The sequence below is a fragment of the Streptomyces sp. NPDC044044 genome (genome assembly GCF_056434405.1).
In genome coordinates, this window is record NZ_JBWKFG010000001.1 from 370,895 (window position 1) to 397,628 (window position 26,734).

General features: G+C 69.3%; 24 protein-coding genes and 1 pseudogene. 13 read left to right on the forward strand and 12 right to left on the reverse strand.

Annotated features, from left to right (window positions below):
• Positions 1-198: 198 nt before the first annotated feature.
• Both AC07AG_RS01755 and AC07AG_RS01760 read left to right on the forward strand, forming a co-directional pair.
• Positions 199-1,170 carry a LysR family transcriptional regulator gene (locus tag AC07AG_RS01755; RefSeq protein ID WP_478750790.1) on the forward strand — a complete coding sequence of 324 codons (972 nt, stop codon included), beginning with the start codon at positions 199-201 and terminating at the stop codon, positions 1,168-1,170.
• A 65-nt stretch (positions 1,171-1,235) separates the two neighbouring features.
• Positions 1,236-2,198, forward strand: coding sequence for an ankyrin repeat domain-containing protein (locus AC07AG_RS01760; RefSeq protein WP_478750791.1), 963 nt, complete (start codon positions 1,236-1,238; stop codon positions 2,196-2,198).
• Here AC07AG_RS01760 and AC07AG_RS01765 read toward each other — a convergent pair.
• From AC07AG_RS01765 to AC07AG_RS01775, 3 genes are all read right to left on the reverse strand, one after another.
• On the reverse strand, positions 2,186-2,692 hold the full coding sequence (locus AC07AG_RS01765) for a molybdopterin-dependent oxidoreductase (protein WP_478750793.1): 507 nt from the start codon (positions 2,690-2,692) through the stop codon (positions 2,186-2,188). The two genes, AC07AG_RS01760 and AC07AG_RS01765, sit on opposite strands and share 13 nt — an antisense overlap.
• A 185-nt stretch (positions 2,693-2,877) precedes the next feature.
• Positions 2,878-4,020, reverse strand: coding sequence for an ABC transporter substrate-binding protein (locus AC07AG_RS01770; protein WP_478750795.1), 1,143 nt, complete (start codon positions 4,018-4,020; stop codon positions 2,878-2,880).
• Between the two features lie 43 nt (positions 4,021-4,063).
• Positions 4,064-5,185 (reverse strand): sugar ABC transporter substrate-binding protein, encoded by a 1,122-nt coding sequence (locus tag AC07AG_RS01775; protein WP_478750797.1) that lies wholly within the window; start codon positions 5,183-5,185, stop codon positions 4,064-4,066.
• Between the two features lie 333 nt (positions 5,186-5,518).
• Here AC07AG_RS01775 and AC07AG_RS01780 point away from each other — a divergent pair, with 333 nt between their 5' ends.
• From AC07AG_RS01780 to AC07AG_RS01810, 7 genes are all read left to right on the forward strand, one after another.
• A complete protein-coding gene (locus AC07AG_RS01780) occupies positions 5,519-6,739 on the forward strand; it encodes a carboxylesterase family protein (RefSeq protein ID WP_478750799.1) in 1,221 nt (406 codons plus the stop codon).
• 469 nt (positions 6,740-7,208) lie between these two features.
• Positions 7,209-7,412: a cold-shock protein gene (locus AC07AG_RS01785; protein WP_100598391.1), complete on the forward strand. Its 204-nt coding sequence runs from the start codon at positions 7,209-7,211 to the stop codon at positions 7,410-7,412.
• Positions 7,413-7,574: 162 nt separating this feature from the next.
• Entirely contained in the window at positions 7,575-9,101 is a 1,527-nt protein-coding gene (locus tag AC07AG_RS01790; RefSeq protein WP_478750801.1) for a DEAD/DEAH box helicase, read from the forward strand.
• A gap of 46 nt (positions 9,102-9,147) precedes the next feature.
• A complete protein-coding gene (locus tag AC07AG_RS01795; protein ID WP_478750803.1) occupies positions 9,148-9,726 on the forward strand; it encodes a TetR/AcrR family transcriptional regulator in 579 nt (192 codons plus the stop codon).
• Between the two features lie 195 nt (positions 9,727-9,921).
• Positions 9,922-10,704 (forward strand): oxidoreductase, encoded by a 783-nt coding sequence (locus AC07AG_RS01800; protein ID WP_478750804.1) that lies wholly within the window; start codon positions 9,922-9,924, stop codon positions 10,702-10,704.
• Between the two features lie 98 nt (positions 10,705-10,802).
• Entirely contained in the window at positions 10,803-11,372 is a 570-nt protein-coding gene (locus AC07AG_RS01805) for a TetR/AcrR family transcriptional regulator (RefSeq protein ID WP_478750806.1), read from the forward strand.
• 105 nt (positions 11,373-11,477) lie between these two features.
• Positions 11,478-12,680, forward strand: a complete 1,203-nt coding sequence (locus tag AC07AG_RS01810) for a GDSL-type esterase/lipase family protein (RefSeq protein ID WP_478752177.1) — start codon at positions 11,478-11,480, stop codon at positions 12,678-12,680.
• A 16-nt stretch (positions 12,681-12,696) separates the two neighbouring features.
• On the opposite strand, the gene AC07AG_RS01815 is transcribed toward AC07AG_RS01810, so the two are convergent.
• Positions 12,697-13,434 (reverse strand): ankyrin repeat domain-containing protein, encoded by a 738-nt coding sequence (locus tag AC07AG_RS01815; protein WP_478750808.1) that lies wholly within the window; start codon positions 13,432-13,434, stop codon positions 12,697-12,699.
• A gap of 200 nt (positions 13,435-13,634) precedes the next feature.
• On the opposite strand from AC07AG_RS01815, the gene AC07AG_RS01820 reads away from it, so the two are divergent.
• Positions 13,635-14,720 carry a chitinase gene (locus AC07AG_RS01820; protein ID WP_478752179.1) on the forward strand — a complete coding sequence of 362 codons (1,086 nt, stop codon included), beginning with the start codon at positions 13,635-13,637 and terminating at the stop codon, positions 14,718-14,720.
• Here AC07AG_RS01820 and AC07AG_RS01825 read toward each other — a convergent pair.
• The 4 genes and pseudogenes from AC07AG_RS01825 to AC07AG_RS01840 all read right to left on the reverse strand — a co-directional run.
• Positions 14,717-14,911 (reverse strand): annotated as a pseudogene (locus tag AC07AG_RS01825) (alcohol dehydrogenase); the annotation flags it as partial. The gene AC07AG_RS01820 and the pseudogene AC07AG_RS01825 overlap by 4 nt on opposite strands.
• Positions 14,912-15,047: 136 nt before the next feature.
• Entirely contained in the window at positions 15,048-15,557 is a 510-nt protein-coding gene (locus AC07AG_RS01830) for a flavodoxin domain-containing protein (RefSeq protein WP_478750810.1), read from the reverse strand.
• A 16-nt stretch (positions 15,558-15,573) separates the two neighbouring features.
• Positions 15,574-16,308: a CBS domain-containing protein gene (locus AC07AG_RS01835; RefSeq protein ID WP_478750812.1), complete on the reverse strand. Its 735-nt coding sequence runs from the start codon at positions 16,306-16,308 to the stop codon at positions 15,574-15,576.
• Between the two features lie 116 nt (positions 16,309-16,424).
• On the reverse strand, positions 16,425-18,809 hold the full coding sequence (locus tag AC07AG_RS01840) for a phosphoketolase family protein (RefSeq protein WP_478750814.1): 2,385 nt from the start codon (positions 18,807-18,809) through the stop codon (positions 16,425-16,427).
• 61 nt (positions 18,810-18,870) lie between these two features.
• Between AC07AG_RS01840 and ppk2 the strand changes: the two genes are divergently transcribed.
• Positions 18,871-19,674, forward strand: a complete 804-nt coding sequence (gene ppk2, locus AC07AG_RS01845) for a polyphosphate kinase 2 (RefSeq protein WP_478750815.1) — start codon at positions 18,871-18,873, stop codon at positions 19,672-19,674.
• 14 nt (positions 19,675-19,688) lie between these two features.
• Here the strand turns inward: ppk2 and AC07AG_RS01850 are convergent, their stop codons facing one another.
• The 3 genes from AC07AG_RS01850 to AC07AG_RS01860 form a co-directional block, all read right to left on the reverse strand.
• Positions 19,689-20,561: a universal stress protein gene (locus AC07AG_RS01850; protein WP_478750817.1), complete on the reverse strand. Its 873-nt coding sequence runs from the start codon at positions 20,559-20,561 to the stop codon at positions 19,689-19,691.
• A 5-nt stretch (positions 20,562-20,566) separates the two neighbouring features.
• Positions 20,567-21,490 carry a universal stress protein gene (locus tag AC07AG_RS01855; RefSeq protein WP_478750819.1) on the reverse strand — a complete coding sequence of 308 codons (924 nt, stop codon included), beginning with the start codon at positions 21,488-21,490 and terminating at the stop codon, positions 20,567-20,569.
• A gap of 141 nt (positions 21,491-21,631) precedes the next feature.
• Entirely contained in the window at positions 21,632-22,540 is a 909-nt protein-coding gene (locus AC07AG_RS01860; protein ID WP_478750821.1) for a universal stress protein, read from the reverse strand.
• Between the two features lie 345 nt (positions 22,541-22,885).
• Here AC07AG_RS01860 and AC07AG_RS01865 point away from each other — a divergent pair, with 345 nt between their 5' ends.
• Entirely contained in the window at positions 22,886-23,350 is a 465-nt protein-coding gene (locus tag AC07AG_RS01865; RefSeq protein WP_478750823.1) for a Crp/Fnr family transcriptional regulator, read from the forward strand.
• Positions 23,351-23,623: 273 nt separating this feature from the next.
• A complete protein-coding gene (locus tag AC07AG_RS01870; RefSeq protein ID WP_478750824.1) occupies positions 23,624-24,325 on the forward strand; it encodes a response regulator in 702 nt (233 codons plus the stop codon).
• A 242-nt stretch (positions 24,326-24,567) separates the two neighbouring features.
• On the opposite strand, the gene AC07AG_RS01875 is transcribed toward AC07AG_RS01870, so the two are convergent.
• Positions 24,568-26,298, reverse strand: coding sequence for a sensor histidine kinase (locus tag AC07AG_RS01875; RefSeq protein ID WP_478750826.1), 1,731 nt, complete (start codon positions 26,296-26,298; stop codon positions 24,568-24,570).
• Positions 26,299-26,734 lie beyond the last annotated feature (436 nt).

Here is a 26,734-nt window from a genome sequence, read left to right on the forward strand (position 1 = left end):
TCTGGTGCGGGTCCTGCGGGTCCTGCGGGTCCTGCAGGTCCTGCGGGTCGGCACCCGGCCCGGCGTGCACCTCATCCGGATGACGTGTACGCCGGGCCGGGTTGCCGCCCTGGGCCCGAAATGATCGTCCCGCCCACCCAACCTCCAAGTCAATCCTCGGATTTCCTTGCAGACCCCCAAGCTGTAGCTTCACCCTCTATGACCCTCGATGATCTGCGTGTCTTCGTCGCCGTCTGCCGGGCGGGCAGCCTCAGCGCCGTCGCCCGCGACCTCTCCTGTACGCAGCCCGCGGTGAGTCAGCACATCAAGCGCCTGGAGCGGGAGCTGGGGCTCAGCCTGCTCGAACGCCACCCGCGCGGAGTCGTGCCCACCCCGGCCGGACTGCTCCTGCAGAACGCGGCGACCGGTGGCCTGGGAGACATCGACCACGCGCTGCGCCGACTGAGCGACCTGGTGCACGGTGAGGCCGGGTCGGTGCGGATCACCACCGGCGCCACCACGGTGCGCCACTTCATGTCCGACGCGATCGTGGCGTTCCGCCGACGCCACCCCCAGGTGAGCCTCGAATTCGAGACCGCCCACTCCAGCCGCAGCTGCTTCGACGCCCTCATCGCGGGCGGCCTCGACCTGGCCTGGATCAGCATCGGCGCACCGGTGAAGGGCATCGAGCAGCGCCCCGTCATCGAACTTCCCTGGGTGCTCGCCGTCCACCGGGACGACCCTCTCGCCACGAAGCAGTTGATCACCACCGGTGACCTGGCCGGCATCCAGCTCATCGGGCTCCCGGAGAGTACGACCTCCCGGGCGCGCCTTGACGCCTGGTTCACCGAGCGCGGCATCAGCCCGGCCTCCGACACCAGCGTCGCGGACTGGGACACCGCCCTGCTGCTCGCCGAACTCGGCCTGGGCCACGCGATCGTCCCCGATCTGCCGGGCTGGCGCGGTCCGGGCCACCCCGACCTGCGCCTGATCCCCATCCCGGAACTGCCCACCCTGTGGACCGGCTGGGCGGTGCGCCGCTGGGATGCGCTGTCTCCACTGGCCAAGGCGTTCGCGGACACGGTCAGCCACAACTGCCCGGGGGCTCGAGTCCCCCAGCAGACGTCGGAGCGGACGTCGGAGCAGACGTCGGTGCAGGCGTCGGACGTGATTGTCAGTGGTCGTCTGTAGCGTTCAGTGAGTGGCCGACGACGGCACGACGACAGGTGCCGCGGCCACCACAAAGGGGGAGAGTCATGGCTGTTGGCGAGAGTGACGGCTGGGCGGGTCTCGGCTGGGAAGGCTGGCGGGACCACGCGCTGGTCCGCGATCGGCTGGAGCGCGGGGCCGATCCGAATGTGTGGAGCGGCGGCCGCCCCCTGCACCGGGCGGCCGTGTTCGGCTCACCGGAAGTGGTCGCCGAACTGGCCCGCCGTGTCGACGATGTCGACGCGGAGGACGAGGGCCGCACCGCTCTGTGGGCGGCGGTCCTGTCCGATCGCGCGGACAACGCCCGCGTTCTCGCGGCCGCGGGGGCCGACCCGTGGCGGCCCATGCTGGCGGGCTGGTCACCGGGCAGGCTCAGCCTCGCGGGTCCGACCCCGGACCTCTTCAGGGTTCCGGCCGGCGAGCGCGGTCTGACCCCGGCGGAGTCCGCTGCCGCGACGGAGGGCAGACGGCTGACGGCGGCTCTGGGAGACGTCCACTACGAGGGCCTGGGCCTCGCCTGTGTGGCCGGGATCGGCGCGGCCGACGCCGCGCGCCGACTGGGGGCCGAGCCGTACGAAGACCCCGAGCTGGACGAACTCCTGGAGGACCCCTGGTCGTACGACATGGACGATTCCCTGCAGATCATCGGCGCCACCGATGTGCCGGGCGGCTGCGTCATCACCCAGCCCTGGGGGTACGCACCGCAGATGCCCGGAGTGCAGGCCCTGCTCTCCGCGGGCACCGTGTGCTACGGCCTTTATGCCAATCCCAAGAGCGGCAACCAAGGCAGCATCTTCCGCGACGGCGCCGGAGAAGGCTGGGACCTGCACCCGGGAGGCGGGCCGTCCGAGGACGACTCCTCGGAGGAAGTCCTCGCCTCCTACCTCTACCGTCACAGCGCTGTGGCCTACTCCTGCGCCCATGTCGGTCTCCGCCTGACCGACGCACGCGCCGTCACAGGCCCGCCCGACATATGGCTCAAGCTGCCCCGGCGCGGCTACTGGCACTGAGGGCGCGGGGATTCCTCCGGCACGCGGCACGCGCCGATCCAGATGCTCCTGATCGCGCTGATGTAGCGCGCGCCGCAGCGGTCCGACGGCACCACGAGCTGGCTCCCCACGGCGTCCAGCTCCTCACCGTCGAGACGGGTGGCCAGCAGGATGGGCGTATTGCCGAAGTCCGCGTCGATCTCCGCCCAGGACAGGACGGTGTGGTGACCGTCCCCGCTGCTGATGGCAAGGAGGAAGCGCGAACGGTCCTTGCGGCGCCGTGCGTCGAACGCCGGCCGTGCGTCGCCGACGACCTCCCGGAGCAGGGGACCGGTGAAGGTGTGACGCTGCGGTCCGTTGGTGGCGCAGTCGAAGACCACGTCCGACTTGTGCTGCTCCCAACCCTCCCGCAGGTCCGCCACGGTCAGCGTGACGGGACGGTCGATGTCCCCGCACAGGGAGAGGACACCCGTGCGTACGGGGATCGTGCGCGTGGGCATGCCGGTTCGGCTCATCGGATTCCCCCTCCAGACACCAGTCGTGGCTGCCGCCAGTCGTACCCGGCCGCTGTCCAAGGGAATCGTGGATGCGACCCATCTGGCCGCATTTTCCTTGCTGTTGAGAGCTTGATACGAAGACTGGGGTGGCGAATCCCAGTTGATCCTCCGGACGCTTCCCTTGCCTCCCCTCCTCCCCACCCTCAGCCGGAGTGAAGGATCCGCATGCGATCGGGTTCCGCCGGATCCCGGTCGACGACTTGGACGGGCGTCGAAGCCCACTGCCACACGCTGATGCCCGGCGTGCGGGAGAACTGGATCCGGCCGCGGGTGCCTTCGACATCGACGCGCGGCCAGGCCGCGGCAGTACGCGCCCGGTCCGCGCCGTGCGAACGCAGCACATCGGCGAGGACGGTGACCGTGTCGTAGCCCTCAAACGCGACGAAGGAGGGTGTTTCGGCCAGTCGTTCCCTGAGGGCCTTCTCGACGCGTGCGCCGAGCGGGGTGAGGCGCTCGGGCAGATAGCGCAAGAACGGGATCGCGGCGCCGTCGTCGCCCAGCAGCGCCGCCCACTCGGCGAACTCCGGCTGCCCGGCCGGAGCACCGATCATGACTTCCGCGAGACGCCGATCGCTGCGCACGGACTTGACGATCGGCACCGCGGGATCCGGGTGGCCGACCAGCAGAAGGAGGGCTGTCGCCTGCTCGTCGGCGAGTTCGCCGCACAGGGCCGTGGGCGAGAGCGCGCTCATGTCGAGTTCGACGACGGCGCCGCCACGTGGGGTGAGGCAGTCCCGCAGAACGCGGGTCCCGGCTGCCCAGTAGACACTCTGCTGGGCAGCCACGGCGATGCGGCTGTGGCCCGCGTCGAGAAGAAAGTCCGCGTAGACGCGCCAGCCGCGGGACTGCGGCGGGCAGAGGCGCGCGACCCACTCCGTCGGCTGTTCGGTGAGGGCGTCGAGAACCGCTGACGAGCAGAGGTACGGCAGGCCGATGGTGTCGGCCCTGGCAGCAGCGGCGCGAGCGACGACGCTGTGATACTCGCCCGCCACGGCAGCCACACCCAGACCGGCCAATTCCTCCACGGCCGCGGCGGCCCTCGCGGGATCAGCCGCGGTGTCCCGGACCACCAGCTCGAGCGGCCTTCCGGTGATCCCGCCGGCGTCGTTGACCTCACGCACGGCCAGCTCAAGTCCTGCGAGCAAGTGCCGGCCTGCCTCGACCCAGCCAGGGCGAGTCAGGGGAACGAGAGCGCCGATCCGGACGGCTGAACCGTCAGCTCGTCCCGCTCCCGTTCCCGCACCCGCACCCGCACCCGCTCCCGATGGGGTCGGTGGCGTACTCATGCGCGTGCCCCCAGTTCCCAGCCCCAGCCCTCAGCCTCAGCCCCTAGCTCTTGAGGCCGACCGTCGCGCACGCCGCCTTGAGCTCGGCCGTGCAGATCTCCTTGGTCGTGTAGATGCCGTCCTTGATGACCGTGGACTTGATGGTGTCCCGCGTCAGGGGGCGGACCGAGACCAGGAGCGAGGGGATGTTCTTCGTGCTGGCGTTCTCGGACCTGTCCCCGGCCAGCGCGTCGTACTCGACCATGCGGCCCTGGGCGATCCGGACCGCCATCTGCGCGGCGCCGACGGCCTCTTCGGGGTAGGGCTTGTAGACGCTCATGTACTGCTCGCCCGTGACGACGCGCTGCACGGCAGGCAGCTCCGCGTCCTGGCCGGTGACCGGCGGCAGGTCCGTGAGGCCCGCGGCCTTGAGGGCCTTGATGGCACCGCCCGCCATGCCGTCGTTGGCGGAATAGACGGCCGCGATGTTGTCCTTGCCCAGCTCGGTGATCGCCTCGGTCATGTGGGTGCCGGCCGTCTTCGGCTTCCAGCCCACGGTGTTGTACGACTTGGCGATGTCCACCTGGTTCTGGAGCTGGGAGAGCGCGCCTTCCTTGAAGACGGCCGCGTTCGGGTCGGTCGGCGAACCGTTGATCATGACGATCTTGCTGTTCTGACGGTTGCCGCTGCCGAGCGCCTTCAGGATCGCCTGGCCCTGGACCTGGCCGACCAGTTCGTTGTCGAAGGCCACGTACCCGGAGACGGGTCCCTCGGCGAGCCGGTCGTAGGCGATGACGGGAATGTTCGCTTCCTTCGCCTTCTTGACCGACGGAGCGATCTTCTTCGCGTCCACCGCGCTCACCAGGATCGCGTCGACCTTGTCGGCGACCATCTGGTCGAGCTGGCTGCTCTGCTTGGCGGCGTCCTCGTCGGCGTTGGCGTAGACGAGCTTGCCCTTGCCGTTCGTGAGCTTCTTGACCTGCTTCTCGATGATGGGGTGGTCGAACTTCTCGTAGCGCGCCGTCTCCGCTTCGGGCAGGAGCAGACCGATGGTGACCGCGTCACCCTTCCTCTCGGTCTGCGACTCTCCGTCGTCGGAGCCCAGCAGGCTGCCGCATGCGGCGAGCGAGAGTGCCAAGGCGCTCACTGATACGGCGACGGTGGCTTCACGCGTACGGGTTCTCATTCGCCCACTTCCTCGATCGGACCGCTTCGTTGTGATCCGAGGTGGCTGAAAGCCAACCCCGGAGCGTTCCCGGCGTCAAGGAGTCAATGCATAACGAGATTGCAATGGAATGTGCGTTTCAGTATTGAACTGTCCTGCATTGACACGTGCCAATGCAGGAGCGTGCCAGTCCGAGCGAGAGAAGCCGCGGCCAAGCCCGCCACGTGGAGGTTTCCCGTCTCCTCGACGGTCGGCCGCGTTTCCGGGCTCTCCTCCACCGGTGGTGGCGCTGTTCCATTCGGTGACGGAGACTGCGCGCGGTGCAGTCGTACTCGTCACGGAGGGCGTAGAAGGATGACCGAATCGACGATGGTCAGGACCGGACCGATTCGCTATGCCATCGCGGAGCGCTTCGCACGTCCAAGGCCTGTGCAGGACCCGGACACCCGCCCGTCGAGCGGTGAGATCTGTCCTCAGCTGCCCTCCAGGCTCGACACGGTGATGGGCCCTCCCCTCGACCGCCACCCGCAGGGCGAGGACTGCCTGAACCTGTCGATCACGACACCGGCCCGTGACGCCGGGGCCCGCCCGGTGCTCGTGTGGTTGCATGGCGGCGGGTTCAGCAGCGGCGCCGGGCTGATGGACTGGTACGACGGCGGCGCACTGGCCGCCCAGGGCGATGTGGTGGTCGTCAGTGTCAACTACCGCCTCGGCGCGCTCGGTTACCTCTTCCTCGACGGAATCAGCGAGGGCAACCTCGGCCTGCACGACCAGTTGGAAGCACTGCGCTGGGTCAACGCGCACATCGCCGCGTACGGGGGAGACCCCGGCAACGTCACGGTGATGGGCCAGTCGGCCGGCGGCCTGTCCATCCGCATCCTCCTCGACATGCCGGAGGCCAAGGGGCTGTTCCGCCGGGCGATCCTGCAGAGCGCCCCGCTCGCACTCGCGGCGCGCCCCCGGGATGGCGCCCAGGTCCTGGGCCGCCTCTTCGCCGACTTCGTCGCCTCCGACCCGCGCACCGCTGACATACGCGCGATCCTGGCGGCCCAGCGCGAGACCGCGCTGGCCAATGTGAGCCGCTCCGGCAGCACGATGGAACCGGCGTTCACCCCTGTCGAGGCCGCGCACCCCTCCGCGCACTCCTCCGCGGAGCCCTTCGACTCCTTCGAGGAGAACGTAGGCGGCCTCGACATCCTGTACGGCTGGAACCTCGACGACATGACCGCGTTCCCCGGCGAGGGCGACGACACGGCGGACGTGACCCGCCGCGTCTACGAAGAACCCCTGTCCCTCTTCGGGACGCGCGCGGCGCGGGCGGGCGCCCAGGTGCACCGGTACCGCCTTGACTGGCGCCCGGCCGCATCACCCTTCGGCGCCACCCACTGCCTCGAACTCCCGCTCCTCTTCGGCTCGCGCGAGGCTTGGCGGGCGTCGCCGATGCTCGGGAACGTCCCCTGGCAGGAGGTGGACACGCTCGGCTCGAAGCTGCGTACCGCCTGGATCACCTTCGCCCGTACCGGCACCCCCGGGCGCACGTCCGCACCGCTGCGCTGCGTGCGGGTGCCCGGCTAACCCGGATGGTCGAGGACGAGCTGGACCCGTACGCCAGGGAAGACCTCCTGGCCGTCCGCCGCGGTCCGCACCTTCGGTGCCTAGTCGGCCCGGGAGAAGGCGGGCGCGGAGCGCCTGCGCCGGCGCGCGGTCAGCCTGGGGCTCACCGCTCCGCGGGCGGCCGTGCTCCAGCGGGCCATTTCTCGGCCCCGGTGAGACCAGAGGTCCGCAAATTTCCGCAATGTGTGGTGGGCCATCGGCCGGTCGGGCGAAATATGTAGAGGTTGCCCGTGCCGTGAAGGCGATCTCGTGCTACTGTTGATCGTAGTTGCAGTTGTGGTTCCCATAAGACTTCAAGTGCCTTTGGTGGATCTATTCCGCCGGGCACTTTTGTATTTCCGGAGACGTTTTCCGGACGGGGCAATCAACGTGGCGACGCCGGGGTCCGCACAGTGCGGGTCCCGGGCTTGCCCCGAAGGAGATATTTAGTATGGCTACTGGCACCGTGAAGTGGTTCAACTCGGAAAAGGGCTTCGGCTTCATCGAGCAGGAGGGTGGCGGCCCCGACGTCTTCGCCCACTACTCGAACATCGCCACCCAGGGCTTCCGTGAGCTTCAGGAAGGCCAGAAGGTGAACTTCGATGTCACTCAGGGCCAGAAGGGCCCGCAGGCCGAGAACATCGTTCCTGCCTGACGCTGAAGCGTAAGACGAGGCTGGTGCCCGCACCTCACGGTGCGGGCACCAGCTCGTTGCTGTTTACAGAAGTTTGTCTTTTATTCGGCTCGTGCTTGCAATTCGTTCGGTTGAAATCCACCGAGAATTCCTCGATGCGTGCCATATCGAGGAAGGTTCTCCATGAACCGTTCAGCTCGCACGAACGACCGCTATTCCACCCCCCGCAACAGCGGCGGCCCCCGCGGCGCCAACAGCCGTCAGGGCGGCTTCCGACCCGGCAATCGCTCCGGCGGCCAGGGACGACGTCCCGCCGCCCCGCAGGGCGAGTTCGCTCTCCCGGTCACCATCACCCCGGGCCTCCCGGCGGCGGAGACCTTCGCTGAACTCGACATGCCGGCCCCGCTGTTGAAGACGCTCACCGACCTCGGCGTGACCGAGCCCTTCCCGATCCAGGCGGCGACGCTGCCGAACGCCCTCGCGGGCCGGGACGTACTGGGCCGTGGCCGTACCGGTTCCGGCAAGACCCTCGCCTTCGGGCTCCCGCTCCTCGTGCGTACCGCCGGACAGCGCGCCGAGTCGAAGCGGCCCCTCGCCCTGGTCCTCGTTCCCACGCGGGAGCTCGCCCAGCAGGTCACCGAGGCACTCACGCCGTACGCCCGTGCCCTGAAGCTCAAGCTCGCCACGGTGGTCGGCGGCATGTCCATCGGCCGGCAGGCCGGTGCGCTGCGGTCCGGGGCCGAGGTGCTCGTCGCGACACCCGGTCGGCTCAAGGACCTCATCGAGCGCAAGGACTGCCGTCTGGACCGGGTGAGCATCACCGTCCTGGACGAGGCCGACCAGATGGCCGACATGGGCTTCATGCCCCAGGTCACCGAACTGCTCGACCAGGTGCGCCCCGACGGCCAGCGGATGCTGTTCTCGGCCACGCTCGACCGCAATGTCGACCTGCTGGTGCGCAGTTACCTCCACGACCCCGTCGTCCACTCCGTCGACCCCTCCAAGGGCGCGGTCACCACGATGGAGCACCACGAACTGCACGTGCACGGCGCCGACAAGATGGCGACCGCCACGGAGATCGCGGCGCGTGAGGGCCGGGTCATCATGTTCCTGGACACCAAGCACGCCGTGGACCAGTTCACCAAGCACCTGATGGGCAGCGGTGTGCGCGCCGCCGCGCTGCACGGCGGCAAGTCCCAGCCGCAGCGCACCCGCACCCTCGCCCAGTTCAAGACCGGTGCCGTGACGGTCCTGGTCGCCACGAATGTCGCCGCGCGCGGGATCCACGTCGACAACCTCGACCTGGTCGTGAACGTCGACCCGCCCAGCGACCACAAGGACTACCTCCACCGTGGCGGGCGTACGGCCCGCGCCGGTGAGTCCGGCAGTGTCGTCACGCTGGTGACGCCCAACCAGCGTCGCGACATGAGCCGTCTGATGTCCGCCGCCGGTATCCGGCCGCAGATCACCCAAGTCCGTTCCGGCGAGGCCGAGTTGAGCCGCATCACCGGCGCGAAGGCCCCCTCCGGTGTGCCGATCGCCGGCAGCACGCCGACGGAGCGCCCCAAGCAGCGCGGCGGCGCCCCCTTCCGGGGGATGGGTACGCGTCCGGGGCAGCCCGGCCGCTCCGGCGGCGGCTCGCGCCGGACCGCCGAATCCCGCGAGATGGCGGAGGCCCGCAAGGCCGCACGGGTGCGTCGCGCAGCCTGAGCAGAGTTCTTGACCTTCGGGTCAAGAAAGGCTTAGGCTCCTGATCATGGGAAGGCCGAAGCAGTTCGATCCGGACGCCGCCGTCGAGCGGGCCATGGACGTGTTCTGGCGCAAGGGTTATGCCGCCACCACGCCCCAGGACCTCGTCGACGCGCTCGGTATCGGCAAGGGCAGTCTCTACAACACCTTCGGCAGCAAGCACGCGCTCTTCGAGCGGGCGCTGCGCCGCTACCGCGACAGTCAGGCCGTGGCTCTCATCGAGATGCTCGAGGAGTCGGGGCCCGTGAAGGAGCGGTTGCGCGCGGCGCTGTGGCTGCTCGTTGAGATGGACCTCGCCGATCCGGACCGGCGCGGCTGCATGGCGGTGAACACCGCTGCGGAGCTGGCCGGGACGGACGAGGTGGCGACCGACCTGGTGCGGCGTATGTTCGACCGCACCGAGGAGGCCTTCTCCGCTCTGGTGGAGAAGGGGCAGCGGGCGGGGGAGATCGACTCCGGCCGGGACGCGCGCGCCGTCGGGAGTCTCCTGTTGACCACGGTCGTCGGCCTGCGGCTGATGGCGCGGGTCGCGGAGGGGCCGGAGCGCCTTTCCCGGGTGATCGACGCGACGGTCGACTCTCTCTGACCCTGATTCTCCCGCGCTGAGTTCGTCGGTTCGGTGTGCCGCCGCATCCGGTGCTGGGTGCTGGGTGCTCGGTGGTTCCGGAGTTTCGTAGTTCTGTAGTTCAGTCCTCGATCTTCAGTCGATCTGCGCTGTTGACGTGTACCCGTGTTCTGTACTTGTAGTTCAAAAACTGTTGCTTGAAGGAGCTGGAACAGCATGAAGCTCGACCTCAATGGCAAGACCGCCGTCGTCACCGGTGCGAGCCGGGGGATCGGTCTGGCCACCGTCCGGACCCTGATCGACGAGGGTGTACGCGTCGTGGGCGCGGCCCGCACCATCACCCCCGAGCTCAAGGAGGCGGGAGCCTTCGCCGTGTCGGCCGACCTCGGTACTCCGGAGGGGGTGGCCGCGCTCATGGAGGGCGCCTTCGCCGAGCTGGGCGGCATTGACCTGCTGGTCAACAACGTCGGCGCCGGTGACGCCGTGGAACCGGTCGGCTTCCTCGCCACCGACGACGCGCAGTGGCAGGGCGTCTTCGACCTCAACCTGCTCAGCGCGGTCCGTGTCAGCCGTGCCGCGCTGCCCAGTCTGATCGAGCGCCGCGGCGCGATCGTGAACGTCTCGTCCATCAACTCCCGCCTGCCCGCGGCCGGTCCCGTCGCCTACAGCGCGGCGAAGTCGGCGCTCACCTCGCTGAGCAAGTCGCTCGCCGAGGAGTTCGGGCCCCGGGGCGTGCGGGTCAACACCGTCTCGCCCGGAGTGGTGCGCACCGCCATCTGGGAGGACCCCGAGGGCTTCGGCGGCAAGGTCGCGGCCGGTGCGGGGGTCGAGCACGGGGCGTTCCTCGCGCAGATCCCGGAGGCGTTCGGCGTGACGAGCGGGCGCATCACCGAGCCCCAGGAGGTGGCGTCGCTGATCACGTTCCTGCTGTCGGGCGTTGCGGGCAACGTCACCGGTGCCGACTACGTGATCGACGGGGGCACGGTCAAGACGGTCTGATGGTGCCGCCGTCTCCCTAAGCGACTAGCAGATTTGCCTAAAGGTATTAGGCAGCTGCATAATCGGTTCTGTCGGGGAGTCGAAGGAGAGGTGAGGGCATGGTTCGCGCAGGACTGACCACGGAGCGCCTGGCCCTGGCCGGGGCGGAGCTGGCCGACGAAGTCGGCTTCGAGCAGGTCACCGTCTCGGCTCTGGCCAGACGGTTCGACGTCAAGGTCGCGAGTCTGTACTCGCACCTGAAGAGCTCCCAGGACCTCAAGACCCGGATCGCCCTCCTCTCCCTGGAGGAACTCGCCGACCGGGGTGCGGCGGCCCTGGCCGGGCGGGCCGGGAAGGACGCCCTGACCGCGCTCGCCAACGTCTACCGCGACTACGCCCGGGAGCACCCCGGGCGTTACGCCGCGGCCCAGCTGAGGCTCGACCCGGAGACGGCCGCCGCCAGCGCCGGCGGCAGGCACGCGCAGATGACGCGGGCGATCCTGCGCGGCTACGACCTGACGGAGCCCGACCAGACCCACGCGGTCAGGATGCTGGGCAGCGTCTTCCACGGCTACGTCAGCCTGGAGCTGGCGGGCGGCTTCAGCCACAGTGAGCCCGACTCGCAGGAGACGTGGTCACGCGTCCTGGACGCCCTCGACGCCCTGTTGCGGAACTGGCCCGCGCCCTGACCCGGGCCTTGTGCCCGTATCGGGGCCCGTGCCTTGACCCGGGCCCCACGCCCCCAACCACCTTGATCAGCAGGCGGAGACATGGACACCGAGACGGACACCGAGATGGACACCGAGCACGACTGGATCAGCACGCCCATCACCGCGGACATCCTGCGCGGTGCCCTCGACCTGGAGCACACCGAGCACGGCGTCCTGCCGCACCGGCTGCCCGCGCGGGCCCGCGCCCAGTGCACCGACGGGCAACTGGCCATGGCGGAGGCCCAGCCCTCCGGCGTACGCCTCGCCTTCCGTACCCGCGCCACCGCCGTCGAACTGGACGCGCTGCCCACCAAGCGTGTCTACGTGGGCGCCCCGCCCCGCCCGGAGGGTCTGTACGACCTGCTCGTCGACGGCCGCCTGGCCGGTCAGGCCACCGTGAACGGCGGCAACACCCTGACCATCGACCTCACCACCGGATCCGCCGAGCGCACGTCGGGCCCCGTCGGCACCCTGCGCTTCACCGAACTGCCCGGCGGCGACAAGGACATCGAGATCTGGCTGCCGCACAACGAGAGCACCGAACTCGTCGCGCTGCGCACCGACGCGCCCATCGAGCCCGCACATGACCGGGGCCGCAAGGTGTGGCTGCATCACGGCAGTTCGATCAGCCATGGCTCCGACGCCGCGAGTCCCACCACCACCTGGCCCGCGCTCGCCGCCTCCCTCGGTGGCACGGAGTTGATCAATCTCGGTCTGGGCGGCAGCGCCCTGCTCGACCCGTTCACCGCGCGCGCCCTGCGGGACACCCCTGCCGACCTGATCAGCATCAAGATCGGCATCAATCTGGTCAATGCCGACCTCATGCGCCTGCGTGCTTTCGGGCCCGCAGTCCACGGGTTTCTCGACACCATCCGCGAAGGTCACCCCACCGCACCGCTGTTGGTCGTGTCGCCCATCCTGTGCCCCATCCACGAGGACACGCCCGGCCCCAGCGCGCCGGACTTCAATGCCCTCGGGGAGGGGCGGCTCGGGTTCGTCGCCATGGGCGAACCGGAGGAGACGGCGAGCGGGAAGCTGACCCTCGGGATCATCCGTGACGAGCTGGCCCGGATCGTGGAGCAGCGGTCGGCCGAGGATCCCAATCTGCACTACCTCGACGGCCGCGAACTGTACGGGGACGACGACTCGGCCGAGCTGCCGCTGCCCGACCAGCTCCACCCGGACGCGGCCACCCACCGCCGCATGGGCGAACGCTTTGCCAAGCTGGCCTTCGCGGCCGACGGCGCCTTCTCGGCCGACGGCGCCCTCGGGGGCTCAGGCGCGTGAAGCCGGGCTCGGTGACTCACCCGAGTTCCGCGTGTCCCTTCGCGCCCTGGGTGAGCAGCCACTGGACTACGTCGTCGGCGGCGTCCTGCGTGCGGGCGATGTCCAGAGGCGTCATGTCGTCGTAGCCGATCCAGTTCACGTCTGCGCCTTGCTTCAAGAGGCGCCGTGCCGTGGGGAGTTGGCCGCCGTGACAGGCGCCCCAGAAGGCGCTGGTGATCTCGGGCCCGGTGGGGGAGTCGGGGGCGGAGAGGAAGGCCTCGACCTGGTCGAGGAGGCCAAGGGTGGCCGCGTCCTGCAGATCCGCACGGGCCCCGTGCTCCAGGAGCCTGCGGGCCGCCCGCCACTGGCCGAAGCCGCGCGCGTCGGCGAGCGGGGTGCCGCCGCCGATGACGGCGCCGGGGGCCTCGATGTCGGCGCCCGCGTCGATGAGGGCGTCCAGTGCGGTGACGTCGTCGTTGCTTGCCGCCCAGTGCAGTGGCGTCTCGGTGTGGGCGCCGACGAAGCGGGCGTTGGGGTCGGCGCCCGCCGCGGCGAGCGTGCCGATGACCGCCGCGGAGTCGGGGCGGTGGCCGGGCCAGTCGGTGGCGATGTGCAGGAGGCTCCGCCGGCCCGCGGCGGGGCCGTCCTGGCTGATGCCGCTGGCGGCCAGGGCGGGGTGGTCGGCCAGGAGCTGACGCAGGGCGGGGACGTCGCCCTTCCGGATGGCCTCGGTCACCGTGACGGCCAGTGGGTCTTGGGAGTCGAGGATGTCCATGAGGGGGAGGTCTCCTGCTCGTCGATCGGTCTGGTCCAGACCTATTGACGGCAGGTCTGGACCTCTTTACGGTGTGGCGCGTCGCACCACTTACGTCTCCAGGCACCACAGTCCAGGAGGTAAGCGTGTCATCCCGAACCTCTCCTCGCGCCTTCGCCCCGCGCCGTGCGCCGTCCCGCCTCCTGGCGATCGGTCTGGCGATGGCCTTCGCCGTGCCGGTGCTCGTGGGCGCCGCGCCGTCGCAGGACCCCCAGGACAGCACCCAGGCCGCCGCGCAAGCGGCCCCCAACGCCCAGGGCACTCAGGGAACTCAGGGCGTCAAGGGCGCCCAGGACGAGACGTGCGCGGTCAAGTCGAAGCCCGCAGGGAAGGTGCTCCAGGGCTACTGGGAGAACTGGGACGGAGCCGCCAACGGCGTTCACCCGCCGTTCGGTTGGACCCCGATCACCGACACCCGCATGCGTGACCACGGCTACAACGTGATCAACGCGGCGTTCCCCGTCATCCGTTCCGACGGTACCGTCCTGTGGGAGGACGGGATGGATTCGACGGTCAAGGTCGCCACTCCGGCCGAGATGTGCCAGGCGAAGGCGAACGGCGCCACGATCCTGATGTCGATCGGCGGCGCGACGGCGGGTATCGACCTCAGTTCGAGCAAGGTCGCCGACCGCTTCGTCGAGACCGTGGTGCCGATCCTGAAGAAGTACAACTTCGACGGCATAGACATCGACATCGAGACCGGCCTAGTGGGCAGCGGCAACATCAACCAGCTCTCCGCCTCGCAGGCCAACCTCATCCGCATCATCGACGGTGTCCTCGCCCGGATGCCTGCCAACTTCGGCCTGACGATGGCGCCCGAAACGGCGTACGTCACCGGAGGGAGCGTGGTGTACGGCTCGATCTGGGGCGCGTACCTCCCCATCGTGAAGAAGTACGCGGACAACGGCCGCCTCTGGTGGCTGAACATGCAGTACTACAACGGCAGCATGTACGGCTGCTCCGGCGACTCCTACTCCGCCGGAACCGTCCAGGGCTTCGTGGCGCAGACGGACTGCCTGAACAAGGGCCTCGTCATCCAGGGCACCACGATCAAGGTCCCCTACGACAAGCAGGTCCCGGGCCTGCCCGCACAACCGGGCGCGGGCGGCGGCTACATGGCGCCGAGCCTGGTGTCGCAGGCGTGGAACCACTACAACGGCGCGCTGAAGGGCCTGATGACGTGGTCCATCAACTGGGACGGCTCGAAGGGCTGGACGTTCGGCGACAACGTGAAGCGGCTGTTCTAGCGTGCCCTGCTCTGCTCCGGCCTGGCGAAGACGTCGTACGCCTCCTGCATCTCCCACAGGCCGAAGCGGTGCGTGACGAACCCGCCGACGTCCAACTGCTTGGCTGCCACCATGCGCAGCGGCGTCGGTGTGGAGCAGGTGTCCACGAGCCCAGTGGTGATCCTGACATTGCGGATCCAGAGGTCCTCCAGGAGGTCTCCTGGACGCACCGTGGTGACGGAGGCTCCGACCTACTGCACGGTGCCGACGGCCTCGTGGCCGAGGACCCGGCCCGGCTCGACGGCCGGGACGTCACCCAGCGCCTTCATGACTGCCTCCTTGCGCTGGTCAGCCGGCTTTCGGCTCGCCCGTGAGGCGGGTCGCGATCCGGCCCGCCCAGGCCTCGATCTCTGCGAAGTCGCGGAAATCCCCGCCCTTGCCGGAGGAGACGATCTTCCGGGCGATGAATCCCTTCGCCCCCTCGTCGAGGCACCCTCCGAAGGTGGTGTGTTCCTTGGCGTCGAGCCGGACCATGGCCCGCTTCACGCCGGGTACAGGCGGGATGTCGCGCTCCGAGGCCGACGCGTCGAGCGGACCACTGCTGAAGAGCCACAGGGGCCGACCGGCCAGTTCGCGGTCATGGCGACGGATGAAGCGCCGGGCGTCCTTGTGCCAGCGCCCGGCGTACAGCCCGCCTCCGACCACTACTGCGTCGTAGGAACCCACATCCGTCACAGATCCGGCGGGCATCGCCTTCGCCGACATGCCTGCCTTGCGCAGGACCTCGGCAATGGTCCGCGCGATCCGCGCAGTTGAACCGTTCGTCGTTCCGTAGGCGACCAACACGCTGCTGGGCATGGCGGTCCGCCTCCTCTCACAGTTTTCGCAGCCAGTCTTCGGTGACGCCGTGCAGTGCCTGGTCGTCCGGCCTGAGGTGTGAGTCGTCCAGCCGGTAGGTGAGTTTGGCGACCACCGCGACGACCCCGTCGACCTGGCGCGTCATGGAGACGGCGATCTCCGTCTCGCTCTTGCGCTCCATCTGTCCGGCGAGTGTGACCACACCTTCGGCCACGGACACCTCGATGATCTGAGGCGCCAGCCACAGGGTGCGCACCAGAACCTCCTTGATCACCTCGGCACGGATGTCGGCGTCGGGCCGCAGGAAGACCTGCAGCAGGTCGTGCCGCGTGACGATGCCGACGAGCCGCTCCTCCTCGTCGAGGACGGGCAACCGCTCCACGTGCCGCTGCGCCATGGTGCGGGCGGCTTCGACGATGGTGTCTTCGGCGTGCACGGTCACGGGCGGGTCGGTCATGAGCTGGCCGGCGGTGCGGGCCTTCGCCTTCGCCGCCTGCTCCTTGGTGCTGCGGGTCAGCGCGGGGAGCCGGAAGCGGCGCTTCGGCGGGTACGGGTCGGGGGCGGCCGCGGCGTGCCGGGCCATCAGGTCGGTCTCGGAGATCACCCCGACGACCTTCTCGTCGCCGTCGACCACCGGCAGCCCGCTGATGTGATGGTCGGCGAGCAGTCGCGCCACTTCCTTGAACGGGGTGCCGTAGTCGGCGCGTATGACATCCGTGGTCATCACGGAGCCGACCTTGTTGTGCTTCATGAGCGTTCCTTCCTCAGCGAAGTCGGGACTGGCGGTCGCGGAGGCCGATGCGGCCGAAGCCGTTGATGCCGACACGTGTGGTCATGGCGGTGAACTCCTTTGCGACGTAGGGGGTTTCAGGCGGTCCAGGCCCAGTCGGCGACCTCGGGCATGTCCGTGCCGTGTCCCCTGATCCAGGCGTGGTGCCGGGTGCGGGCATCGGCCATGTCCTGGCGAACGGCGGCGGCGCGCACGGAGAGGCCGGGAACCCGGTCGATGACGTCCATGACGAGGCGATAGCGATCCATGTCATTGCGGACGACCATGTCGAACGGCGTGGTCGTGGTGCCCATCTCCTTGTAGCCGCGGACGTGGAGGCGGGCGTGTCCGGCGCGGCGGTAGGCGAGCCGGTGGATCAGCCACGGGTAGCCGTGGTACGCGAAGATCACCGGCTTGTCGGTGGTGAAGAGCCCGTCGTACTCGAAGTCGCTCATACCGTGGGGGTGTTCCTCGCGGGGCAGCAGCCGGGTCATGTCGACGACATTCACGACCCGCACGGCCAGGTCCGGCAGATGACGGCGGAGCAGGTCGGTGGCGGCCAGGATCTCCAGGGTGGGGACGTCGCCCGCGCAGGCGAGGACGACATCCGGTTCGCGGTCCCCGTGGCCGGAGCCTGCCCAGTCCCAGATTCCGGCACCGCGGGCGCAGTGGGCACGTGCCTGGTCCATGGAGAGCCAGTCGAAGCACGGCTGCTTGCCGGCGACGATCACGTTGACGTAGTCGCGGCTGCGCAGGGCGTGGTCCGCCACGGACAGCAGCGTGTTGGCGTCCGGCGGCAGATAGACCCTGACTACCTCGGGACTCTTGTTCAGGACATGGTCGACGAAGCCGGGGTCCTGATGGGAGAAGCCGTTGTGGTCCTGGCGCCAGACGTGCGAGGTGAGGAGGTAGTTGAGAGAGGCGATGGGGGCCCGCCAGGGCAACTCCCGTGATGTCTTGAGCCACTTGATGTGCTGGTTGACCATCGAGTCGACGATGTGGACGAACGCCTCGTAGCAGGAGAACAGGCCATGCCTGCCGGTGAGGAGGTAGCCCTCCAGCCAGCCCTGGCAGGTGTGTTCGGAGAGGATCTCCAGCACCCGCCCGTGGCGGTCCAGGTGCTCGTCCACCTGGAGGGTCTGGGCCTGCCAGGCCTTGCCGCTGACGTTGAAGACGGCTTCCAGCCGGTTGGAGGCCGTCTCGTCCGGCCCGACGAGACGGAAGTCGCGGCGCTCCGATGTGTCCTTCATGACCTGTTCGAGGAGGTCGCCCAGAACCCGGGTGGGTTCGTGCTGGGTGGCGCCGGGCTTGTCGACGGGGACGGCAAAGCGGTCGAGGGGCGGGACGGGCAGGTTCCGTACGAGCAGGCCCCCGTTGGCGTGCGGGGTGGCACCGAGCCGGCGGGCGCCGGCGGGGATACAGGCCAGGACATCGGCGGCAGGCCGCCCTGCGGCATCGAAGAGCTCCTCCGGGCGGTACGAGCGCAGCCATGTCTCCAACTGCCGCAGGTGTTCCGGGTTTTCGCGTACACCGGACAAGGGGACCTGGTGGGCGCGCCACGTGCCCTCGACCTGGACGCCGTCCACCTCGGCGGGCCCGGTCCAGCCCTTGGGGGTGCGCAGCACGATGACGGGCCAGGGCACCCGTTCGGCCACGCCTTCATCGCGGGCTGTCGACTGCAGCACCTTGATTCGGTCCAGGGCCTGGTCGAAGGCTTCGGCCATGGCGCGGTGGATCTCGTTGGGGTCGTCGCTGGTGACGTGGATGGGCTCGTGGCCGTAGCCGCGCAGCAGCGCATCGAGTTCGGGCTCCGGGAGCCGGGAGAGCACCGTCGGGTTGGCGATCTTGTAGCCGTTGAGATGGAGGATCGGCAGGACCGCACCGTCGTGCACCGGGTCGAGGAACTTGTTGGAGTGCCAGGAAGCGGCGAGCGGTCCGGTCTCTGCCTCTCCGTCACCGATCACACAGGCGACCAGCAGGTCCGGGTTGTCGAAGGCGGCGCCGTAGGCATGAGCGAGCGAGTAGCCCAGTTCACCGCCCTCGTGGATGGAACCCGGTGTCTCCGGCGCGACATGGCTGGGCACTCCGCCGGGGAACGAGAACTGCCGGAAGAGCCGGTCCATGCCGGCGGCGTCGCGCGGGACATCGGGGTACGTCTCGCTGTAGCTGCCCTCCAGCCAGGAGTTCGCGAGCACTGCGGGGCCGCCGTGACCGGGCCCCCACACGCACAGTGCGTCCAGACCCCGCGCTTTGATCACCCGGTTGAGGTGGGTGTACACGAGGTTGAGGCCGGGCGAGGTCCCCCAGTGGCCGAGCAGCCGTGGCTTGATGTGAGCGGGCGTCAGACGTTCGGTCAGCAGAGGATTGGCCAGGAGGTAGATCTGGCCCACGGCAAGGTAGTTGGCGGCTCGCCAGTGGGCGTCCAGGGTGCGCAGTTCCTTGTCGGTCAATACCGTGCTGTCCTGGTGTTCGGCCTTGGTCATGGTGACTCCGTAAGTCATCGAGGCACGTCATCGAGGCACGTCATCGAGCAGAGGGGGCGGCATGGCGGGAAAGAAGTCGGCGACGTTGCCGCGTGCGGCATACGAGCGGGAGCTGCTGCGCCTGCAGACGGAACTGGTGAAGGTCCAGGAATGGGTGCGGGCCGAGGGCGCCCGCCTTGTCGTGGTGTTCGAGGGCCGGGACGCGGCGGGCAAAGGCGGCACGATCAAACGGGTCTCGGAGCATCTGAACCCGCGCGTCGCGCGCACCGTGGCCCTGCCCAGGCCGACGGAACGCGAGCGCACCCAGTGGTACTTCCAGCGGTACATCGAGCACCTGCCGGCGGCCGGAGAGATCGTGCTGTTCGACCGGTCCTGGTACAACCGGGCCGGTGTCGAGCACGTGATGGGCTTCTGCAGCAAGGAGGAGTACCAACTGTTCCTGCGCCAGTGCCCGATCTTCGAACGGATGCTGGTGGAGGAGGGCATCCTGCTGCGCAAGTACTGGTTCTCGGTGAGCGATGCGGTGCAACAGGAACGGTTCCGGCGCCGGCTGAAGGATCCGACGCGGCGCTGGAAGCTCTCGCCCATGGACCTGGAGTCGATCACACGCTGGGAGGCGTACTCCCGGGCGAAGGACGAGATGCTGGTGCACACCGATGTCTCGCAGGCGCCATGGTTCGTCGTCGAGAGCGACGACAAGCGCCGGGCCCGGCTGAACATGATGGCCCACCTGCTCGGCTCCCTGCCGTACCACGAGGTGCCGCCGCCGGTGCTGGAGCTGCCCTCCCGGCCACCGTCGACCGGCTACGTACGTCCGCCGCGTGACCTGCAGACATACGTCCCTGACCACGTGGCGGGCCTCTGAGCCGCTCACGGCGCTCATACCCTTTGCGGTACGACGGCGACCGGGCAGGCGGAGAGGTGCAGGACCGCGTGCGCGACCCGGCCGAGCTGGAGTCCGAAGTGCCCGTGTCGGCGTCGGGCGCCGACGACGAGCAGATCGGCTTCGGTCGATGCGGCCAAGAGCACCTTCTGGGCGGGGCCTTCGGCGGTACGCCGGTGCAGTTCCACTTCCGCCGGGACGTCCAGCAGTGCCGCTTCCAGGGTCGTTGCGGCCTGCTCCTCGTGCAGCCGGGCCGGTTCGCCCACAAGGAGCGGATGGTCAGTGGTCTCGTGCGCGGGGCATCGCCAGGCACGTACCGCCTCCAGGGGCACCGCGCGCCGCGCCGCCTCCCGGGCGGCGAAGCGCACGGCCGCCGCGCTCCGAGGCTGTTCGCCGACCCCCACCACCACGCGCCCGCGCACCGCGGGCTTCGCCTGGTTGTCGTGACTGCCGCGCAGCACGATCACGGGACAGTCGGCACGGGCGGCGACCGCGAGGCACACCGAGCCCAGAAGCAGCTCGGCGATGCCGCTGCGTCCGCGGGACCCCAGGACCAGCGCGCAAGCGTTACGCCCCTCGTGCAGCAGCTCCGGCACCGGCTCTCCGCGCAGTACCTCGGTGGAGATCTTCACGTTCGCCTCGCGGCGATGTGCGCGTTCCGCGGCGGCGTCGACGATGGTGTCGGCCTGTACCTGTTCCGAGGTCATGCCAAGCGCTTCGGCGAGAGCGGCCCCCTCGTAGCGCTCCCACAGCGAGGCGTACACGAGCCGGAGAGGCACCTCGCGCAGGGCGGCTTCGCCGACAGCCCAGTCGACGGCGCGCAGACTGGTCTCCGACCCGTCGACGCCCACTACCAGAGGCAGTTCCATGGTTGTCACCTTCCTGTGCCGAGGCCGTGCGCGACGACGGCGACGGGGACCGCGGCGTGGTGCAGGACAGCGTGCGTGATGGGACCGATGTGGGCGCCGAGGGAAATCCGCCTGACGCGACGGCCCACCACGACCAGACAGGCCTCACGCGAGGCGCTGACCAGCTGGTCGGCCGGCGTTCCGTACCGGGACTCCTCAACGACCTCGACGGCGGGGAACTTCTGCCGCCACGGCCGCATGATGTCCTGCAGCGCGAGGGCCTCCTGCCGGGACAGCTCGTTGTGGAAGTCGAGGTCGGTGGCGAGGCCATAGCCGTAGTAGGGCGGCGGATTCCAGCCGTGGACCACCCGCAGAGCGGTTGCGTGGAGTTGAGCCGCCTCGAAGGCGAACTCGACGAGCGCGGGGTCCGGGTCGCGGTCAGTGGCCAGACCCAGGACCACGGGCCGGTAAGGAGTCGCGGCAGACGGAATGCCTGCCGGGTCCATCAGATGCTCGTCCGCGGCCTGTTCCAAGGCGCGGACCAGCACCACCGGCCGTTCTGCGCGCGCCACGACGGCCTGGCCCACCGACCCCACCAGGAACCCTCCGACCCCGCTCATGCCACGGGAGCCCAGGGCGAGCAGCGCGGCACCTTTCGCCACTGAGGACAACATCTCGGCGGGCCGCCCGGAGAGGTGCTGCGCGGTGATCTCGACGCCGGGGTGCCGCAGGCGCAGTCCCTCGGCCGACTCGCGCGGAACCCGCTCGCTCCAGTGCTGCTGCGTCTTTGCGCCCAGGAGCGGTGCCTGCGCCATCGGATCCGGTACGGGCCCCCAGACATGCACCAACTTCAGCGGCACTCGCCGCAGTTCGGCCTCACGGGCCGCCCATTCAGCCGCAGACTGGCTTTCGGGTGAGCCGTCGAGGCCCACGATGATGGGGCGGGGCATGGTCTCCACCTCCTGAAATCCTTTTCCGGTTCCAGCGTCGTGCCGACCGGACCGGTCGTGCAGGGGCCACAGGGGCATGGCTGGGGCCGTTCGGCCCTGAGCCGGTCCGCCCGTGACGACTGGAGCGCCGTCCCGGCGGCTTCAGTTGTGCGGGACGACAGCCACCGGGCAGCGGACGTGGTGCAGCGCCGCGTGAGTGACGGCACCGATGTGCGCGCCGAGGCGACTGTCTCGTGTCCGGCGTCCCACGACGACGAGGGAGGCTCCCGCTGACGCGCTCACCAGTGCGGTGGCGGCCCGCCCTTCGCGGACGGTTTCCGTCACGGGGACTTCCGGGAATTTCTCGCACCATGGCCGCAGCGTCGCTTGTACGGCGCGTTCCTGTGCCGCGAGCAGTTCCGGTCCGGAGACCGGTACCTGCGGTTCATCGGCCGGTTGGTCGTGTGTCACGCGGTAGGCGTGGATCACCCGCAGTGTGGATCGGCAACGCCGAGCGGACTCGAAGGCGAACTCGATCAGTTCGTCGCAGGGGTGCTGGACGCCCAGGCCGAGGACGACGTCGCGGTACGGGGTCTCGGGTATCTCATCGGGGGAGATGCCGTCCACGGCGGGAAGATGTTCGTCGGCGGTGCTCTCGTCCGCCCGTATGAGCACCAAGGGGCGGGAGGACCTGGCGATGACCCGCTGGGACACCGAACCGAGCAGGAATCCAGAGACTCCGCCGAGGCCACGAGAGCCGAGCACCAGCAGATCCGTGTCGTCCGCGGCGGCCACCAGGGCGGCTGCCGCGGAGTCGCTCACCAGTCGCTCGACGACCTGCAGCCCGGGGTGCGCGGCACGGATGCTGCCTGCCGCCCGTTCCAGGATCTGTTCGGCCCACTCGTGCTCGGCCCTGCCCGCTGGGACGGAGGGGGCAGGGCGGGGGTGCCACGTCCAGGCATGCAGGAGATTCAGCGAGACGCCGCGACGCATGGCCTCACGGGCCGCCCAGTGTGCGGCGGCGAGACTCTGGGCGGATCCGTCGATTCCTGCGGTGATGTGCGGAAGCATGATGGGCTCTCCTGTATCCGGTCCTGCTCGATCTCGTTTCGAGCCTCGTACGGGAAGGCGCTCATGGGCAGGGGCCGCCCAGCCCCTTCACGGGCCCCTTCGGCCCAACGTCTGCTGCCGGGTGCTCGGGCCGGTTCGGCTGACGTCCGGCAGCAGGTCCGCCGACTGATCCTCGGCTGAGTTCCGAGCGTTCGCGGAGGCGCATCGCGGCCTGCGCCGGTTCAAGGACTTCCGCGGGGTGCCGGGTGGCCCGACCGGCGGGCCCGGGTGGCCCATGGCGGGCGCCCATGGGACAGGCGCATGCTTGAACGTGGCAGGTCAGTACGCCCGTCCTGGAGGGACGTCATGAGCTCTTCGACCACGCACAGCATTCTGCGGGCACTGCCCGCCGAGCACTCCCAGCGGTTGATGTGCATCGCCCGCGAGGTGTCATTCCCCCAGGGAACCCGTCTCTTCGAGGAGGGCTGGCGTGCCGACCGGTTCTGGATCATCCGCACCGGCACCATCCGCCTCGACATCCACGTGCCCGGCCGTCAGCCGGCCGTCGTCGAAACCCTCAGTCACAACGAACTCGTCGGCTGGTCCTGGCTGTTCGCGCCGCACTCCTGGCACCTGGGGGCCGAGACCACGACGCCTGTACGAGCGTACGAGTTCGATGCCGTGGCCGTCCGGGCCATGTGTGATGAGGACCCCGCCCTGGGGCACGCGGTCACCCAGTGGGTGGGCGAGATCCTCGCCCGCAGGCTGCGCGCATCCCGCACGCGGCTGCTCGATCTGTACGCCCCGTACGGCAGCGGCAGCACCCTGTGAACACACCCGGAATCGGACGTAGCAGTCGGATCTGGCTACAGAGGTGCTCGGTGACGTGGCCGAGGCGCCGTTGACATCGGTCGAGATACGCCGCTGGGGCCCTTCGCGCGGCCCCGCAACGGTCACACCCCCTCACGCGCACGACGAGCACGAGCACAGCGCATTATGGGCGTGAATGGGGCCAGTCGGCCCTAGTGCATCCAGGCCCGGAGGGTGATGATCGCCTCAGGGACAGCCCGCAGTCTGTCAGCCACCGGGGAACAAGGGGTCGTCATGACCGAGGCGCGCGACTTCACGGAGCAGAAACCGATCCGCGTCTTCCTCCTGGACGACCACGAGGTCGTACGGCGTGGTCTGGCCGACCTCCTGGACGCCGAACCGGACATCTCGGTGGTCGGCGACGCCGAGAACGTCGAGCACGCGCTCGTACGCGGCCCTGCCCTCCGACCGGACGTCGCCGTCCTCGACGTGCGCCTGCCCGACGGGGACGGGATCACCGTCTGCCGCGAACTGCGCAGCCAGATGCCGGAGCTGGCCGTGCTGATGCTGACCTCCTTCGACGACGAGGACGCCCTGCTCGACGCGATCATGGCGGGAGCAGCGGGTTATGTGCTCAAGCAGATCAAGGGATCCGACCTGGTCTCGGCCGTACGTACCGTCGCCTCGGGCCAGTCCATGCTCGACCCCGCGACGACCGCACGGCTGATGAGTTCTCTGCGCGCGGGCCCCGCCGAGACCCCGGCCATGGCCCCCGAACTGGCAAGTCTCTCGCCGCGCGAGCGGGACATCCTCGAGCTCGTCGGAGATGGGCTCACCAACCGGGAGATCGGCAAGAAGCTCTACCTTTCAGAGAAGACCGTGAAGAACCACATCTCTCGCCTGCTGGCCAAACTGGGCGTCCACCGGCGGGTCCAGGCGGCGGTCCTCGCATCCCAACTCGACCATCCCGAATCCGGTGAACGGCCCGCGAGGTGACGCACATCCGGGCCATCCGGTGCCGGTTGGGGCCGTCCGGCCCCTCTTTCCGTCGCTCTCGGCAACCGCACGCCGGGAACAGTTGCCGAACAGCCCCGCAGCCTCTTCGGTCCCGGGCGGGAGCAGTTTCCGATGAAGTCTCCGACTCTCGATGCCCCGACCCTGGAGACGCTCGTCCCGGCCGCTGCGGCGTCGCTCCTTCACCAGGCGTTGGAATGGCCTGACCTGCGGGCGGCGCGACTTCAGCTCCCTGAGCTCGTCGGGACGCGCCACATCAAACGAGTTCCGCCGCCACCTGGCCGTTCACCGAGCGTCAGCACGCCACCCAGTGCACGGGCCCGATCCTCCAGATTCTTCAACCCGCTGTGTTCAACCCCATCGGGCACGCCGCTTCCGTCATCCGTCACACTCAGCGCCAATTGTCCTTCAGCGCACCGCAGATGGACGTCCACAGACCGCGCCCCCGAGTGCCGTGCGGCATTGCTCAGGGCCTCGCCGAGCACGGCCAGCGCGTGGTCCGCGACCTCGCCGGGAACGTCGGTGTCGACCAGCCCTTCGATCCGCAGCGCGGGAGTGAAGCCGAACGAGGAGGCAGAGGCATGCACCACCGTGGATGCCCTCCCTCGCAGTCCGTTGTCCTCTCTGGCCGTGCCCCCGTGCGTACGCAGCCCAAAGATGGTGGACCGAATGATCTTGATGGTGTCGTCGAGGTCGTCGACGGTCCGCGCCAGCCGTTCGGTGGCCTCGGGATGGTCCACGAAGCGCTGGGTGCTCTGCAGAGTCATGCCCGCCGCGAAGAGCCGCTGAATCGCCAGGTCGTGCAGATCGCGTGCGATCCGGTCGCGGTCCTTGAGCAAGGTGATCTGCTCCGCGTCCCGGCGCCGCTCGGCGAGCTCCAGTGCCAGCGCCGCTTGGCCCGCGAAACCGAGCAGAGGCCCGGTGTCGGCATCGACGAACGGAGTACCGCCCGCCAGACGCCCCAACAGCAACACTCCGCGCGCCTTGCCGCCCGCGCCCAGCGACACCGCGACCACCGGCCCGAGCCCAGCCCACTGCGCGTCCCGCTCCTCAGTGCGGGCATCCTGCGCGATGTCGGCACTGACCACCGGCTCCGTCGTCGTCAGTACGGCCCCGACGAGGCCCTCCCGCGCAGAGAGCACCAGCCCGCTACGTCTCTCTGCGTCCGCGCCGACCGCGAGCATCGGCCGAAGTTCCTCAGCGCCGGATACATACTCCGCGAGCATCCCGACATCTGCGGAGACGATCTCCCTGGCCTGCCCGACGATCAGTTCCAGAACCTCAGCACTGGGGGCACCCGACAGCAACGTGCTGGTGACCTCCGCACCGGCCCGCATCCACCGCTCACGCAGCCGGGTCTCCTCGTACAGCCGCGCGTTCTCGATGGCTACCCCGGCCGCGACGGCGAGAGTGGACAGCACCGCCTCGTCCTCGGCGTCGAACTCCTCGGCACCACGCTTTTCGGTGAGGTAGATGTTCCCGAACACCCGGTCACGCACCCGGATGGGCACTCCCAGGAAGGAGTGCATCGGCGGATGGTGGTCCGGAAAGCCGTACGAGGAGGGGTGCTGCGACAGTTCCGGCAGCCGCAGCGGCTCGGGGTGCCGGATCAGCTCGCCGAGGATGCCATGGCCGCTGGGCAGGTCACCGATCTCGGCCCTCCGCTCCTCATCGATCCCCACCGTCAGAAACTCCGAGAGCCGGCTGTCGTCCCCGATGACACCCAGTGCCCCGTACTCGGCGTCCACCAGCACCACGGCAGCCTCGACGATGCGCCGCAGCACCTGCGGCAGATCCAGCTCCCGACCGACCGACAGCACCGCCTCCAGCAGGCTGTGCACCCGGTCCTGCGTCCCGCGCGCCGTATCGATCCGCGACTGCAGCTCATCCAGCAACTCGTCGAGCCGTAGCTTGGGCAGATGCTGCTCGGAGCCGCTGCGTCCTTCCCCGCTCATGGCTTCCTCCAGCTGATGCAGACAAGGCGCAGCGCATCGTGCTCCTCCGCCTCACCGTAGTAGCTGAGCAGCCGGACCGGGACTCATGTGTACGGACCGTGGGCTTATGGCCAAAGTTGGTACACGTCGGGCGTTGTGTCGTCCTGCGTGCGGAGTGTGATGACCGGCAGGGAGGGCCGAATGTCCCGTAGTGGGGCCGGTTCGCCCCTCCCGGGCCGTCCTCAAGGGTGGAACTGTCCGAGGTGAAGCCCCGGCGAGGGGTCGACCGGAGGGCGGTGTCACCGTGGACAGGCCCTGATCGTCGCCATGATGGTCGGCCCTGACTACCACTCCTGACCACCCAGCGCACACCCCGTCGCCCCTGCGTATCGCGTAGGGAGATGCGGCAGGAGGCGCCGTAAAGGACCACCGATCGGCAGCCGCGGGTGCGGCACTT

Coding starts and splice junctions, on each gene's coding strand:
- AC07AG_RS01755 (WP_478750790.1), top strand. CDS start 199: ATGACCCTCGATGATCTGCGTGTCTTCGTCGCCGTCTGCCGGGCGGGC.
- AC07AG_RS01760 (WP_478750791.1), top strand. CDS start 1,236: ATGGCTGTTGGCGAGAGTGACGGCTGGGCGGGTCTCGGCTGGGAAGGC.
- AC07AG_RS01765 (WP_478750793.1), bottom strand. CDS start 2,692: ATGAGCCGAACCGGCATGCCCACGCGCACGATCCCCGTACGCACGGGT.
- AC07AG_RS01770 (WP_478750795.1), bottom strand. CDS start 4,020: ATGAGTACGCCACCGACCCCATCGGGAGCGGGTGCGGGTGCGGGTGCG.
- AC07AG_RS01775 (WP_478750797.1), bottom strand. CDS start 5,185: ATGAGAACCCGTACGCGTGAAGCCACCGTCGCCGTATCAGTGAGCGCC.
- AC07AG_RS01780 (WP_478750799.1), top strand. CDS start 5,519: ATGACCGAATCGACGATGGTCAGGACCGGACCGATTCGCTATGCCATC.
- AC07AG_RS01785 (WP_100598391.1), top strand. CDS start 7,209: ATGGCTACTGGCACCGTGAAGTGGTTCAACTCGGAAAAGGGCTTCGGC.
- AC07AG_RS01790 (WP_478750801.1), top strand. CDS start 7,575: ATGAACCGTTCAGCTCGCACGAACGACCGCTATTCCACCCCCCGCAAC.
- AC07AG_RS01795 (WP_478750803.1), top strand. CDS start 9,148: ATGGGAAGGCCGAAGCAGTTCGATCCGGACGCCGCCGTCGAGCGGGCC.
- AC07AG_RS01800 (WP_478750804.1), top strand. CDS start 9,922: ATGAAGCTCGACCTCAATGGCAAGACCGCCGTCGTCACCGGTGCGAGC.
- AC07AG_RS01805 (WP_478750806.1), top strand. CDS start 10,803: ATGGTTCGCGCAGGACTGACCACGGAGCGCCTGGCCCTGGCCGGGGCG.
- AC07AG_RS01810 (WP_478752177.1), top strand. CDS start 11,478: ATGGACACCGAGCACGACTGGATCAGCACGCCCATCACCGCGGACATC.
- AC07AG_RS01815 (WP_478750808.1), bottom strand. CDS start 13,434: ATGGACATCCTCGACTCCCAAGACCCACTGGCCGTCACGGTGACCGAG.
- AC07AG_RS01820 (WP_478752179.1), top strand. CDS start 13,635: ATGGCCTTCGCCGTGCCGGTGCTCGTGGGCGCCGCGCCGTCGCAGGAC.
- AC07AG_RS01830 (WP_478750810.1), bottom strand. CDS start 15,557: ATGCCCAGCAGCGTGTTGGTCGCCTACGGAACGACGAACGGTTCAACT.
- AC07AG_RS01835 (WP_478750812.1), bottom strand. CDS start 16,308: ATGAAGCACAACAAGGTCGGCTCCGTGATGACCACGGATGTCATACGC.
- AC07AG_RS01840 (WP_478750814.1), bottom strand. CDS start 18,809: ATGACCAAGGCCGAACACCAGGACAGCACGGTATTGACCGACAAGGAA.
- ppk2 (WP_478750815.1), top strand. CDS start 18,871: ATGGCGGGAAAGAAGTCGGCGACGTTGCCGCGTGCGGCATACGAGCGG.
- AC07AG_RS01850 (WP_478750817.1), bottom strand. CDS start 20,561: ATGGAACTGCCTCTGGTAGTGGGCGTCGACGGGTCGGAGACCAGTCTG.
- AC07AG_RS01855 (WP_478750819.1), bottom strand. CDS start 21,490: ATGCCCCGCCCCATCATCGTGGGCCTCGACGGCTCACCCGAAAGCCAG.
- AC07AG_RS01860 (WP_478750821.1), bottom strand. CDS start 22,540: ATGCTTCCGCACATCACCGCAGGAATCGACGGATCCGCCCAGAGTCTC.
- AC07AG_RS01865 (WP_478750823.1), top strand. CDS start 22,886: ATGAGCTCTTCGACCACGCACAGCATTCTGCGGGCACTGCCCGCCGAG.
- AC07AG_RS01870 (WP_478750824.1), top strand. CDS start 23,624: ATGACCGAGGCGCGCGACTTCACGGAGCAGAAACCGATCCGCGTCTTC.
- AC07AG_RS01875 (WP_478750826.1), bottom strand. CDS start 26,298: ATGAGCGGGGAAGGACGCAGCGGCTCCGAGCAGCATCTGCCCAAGCTA.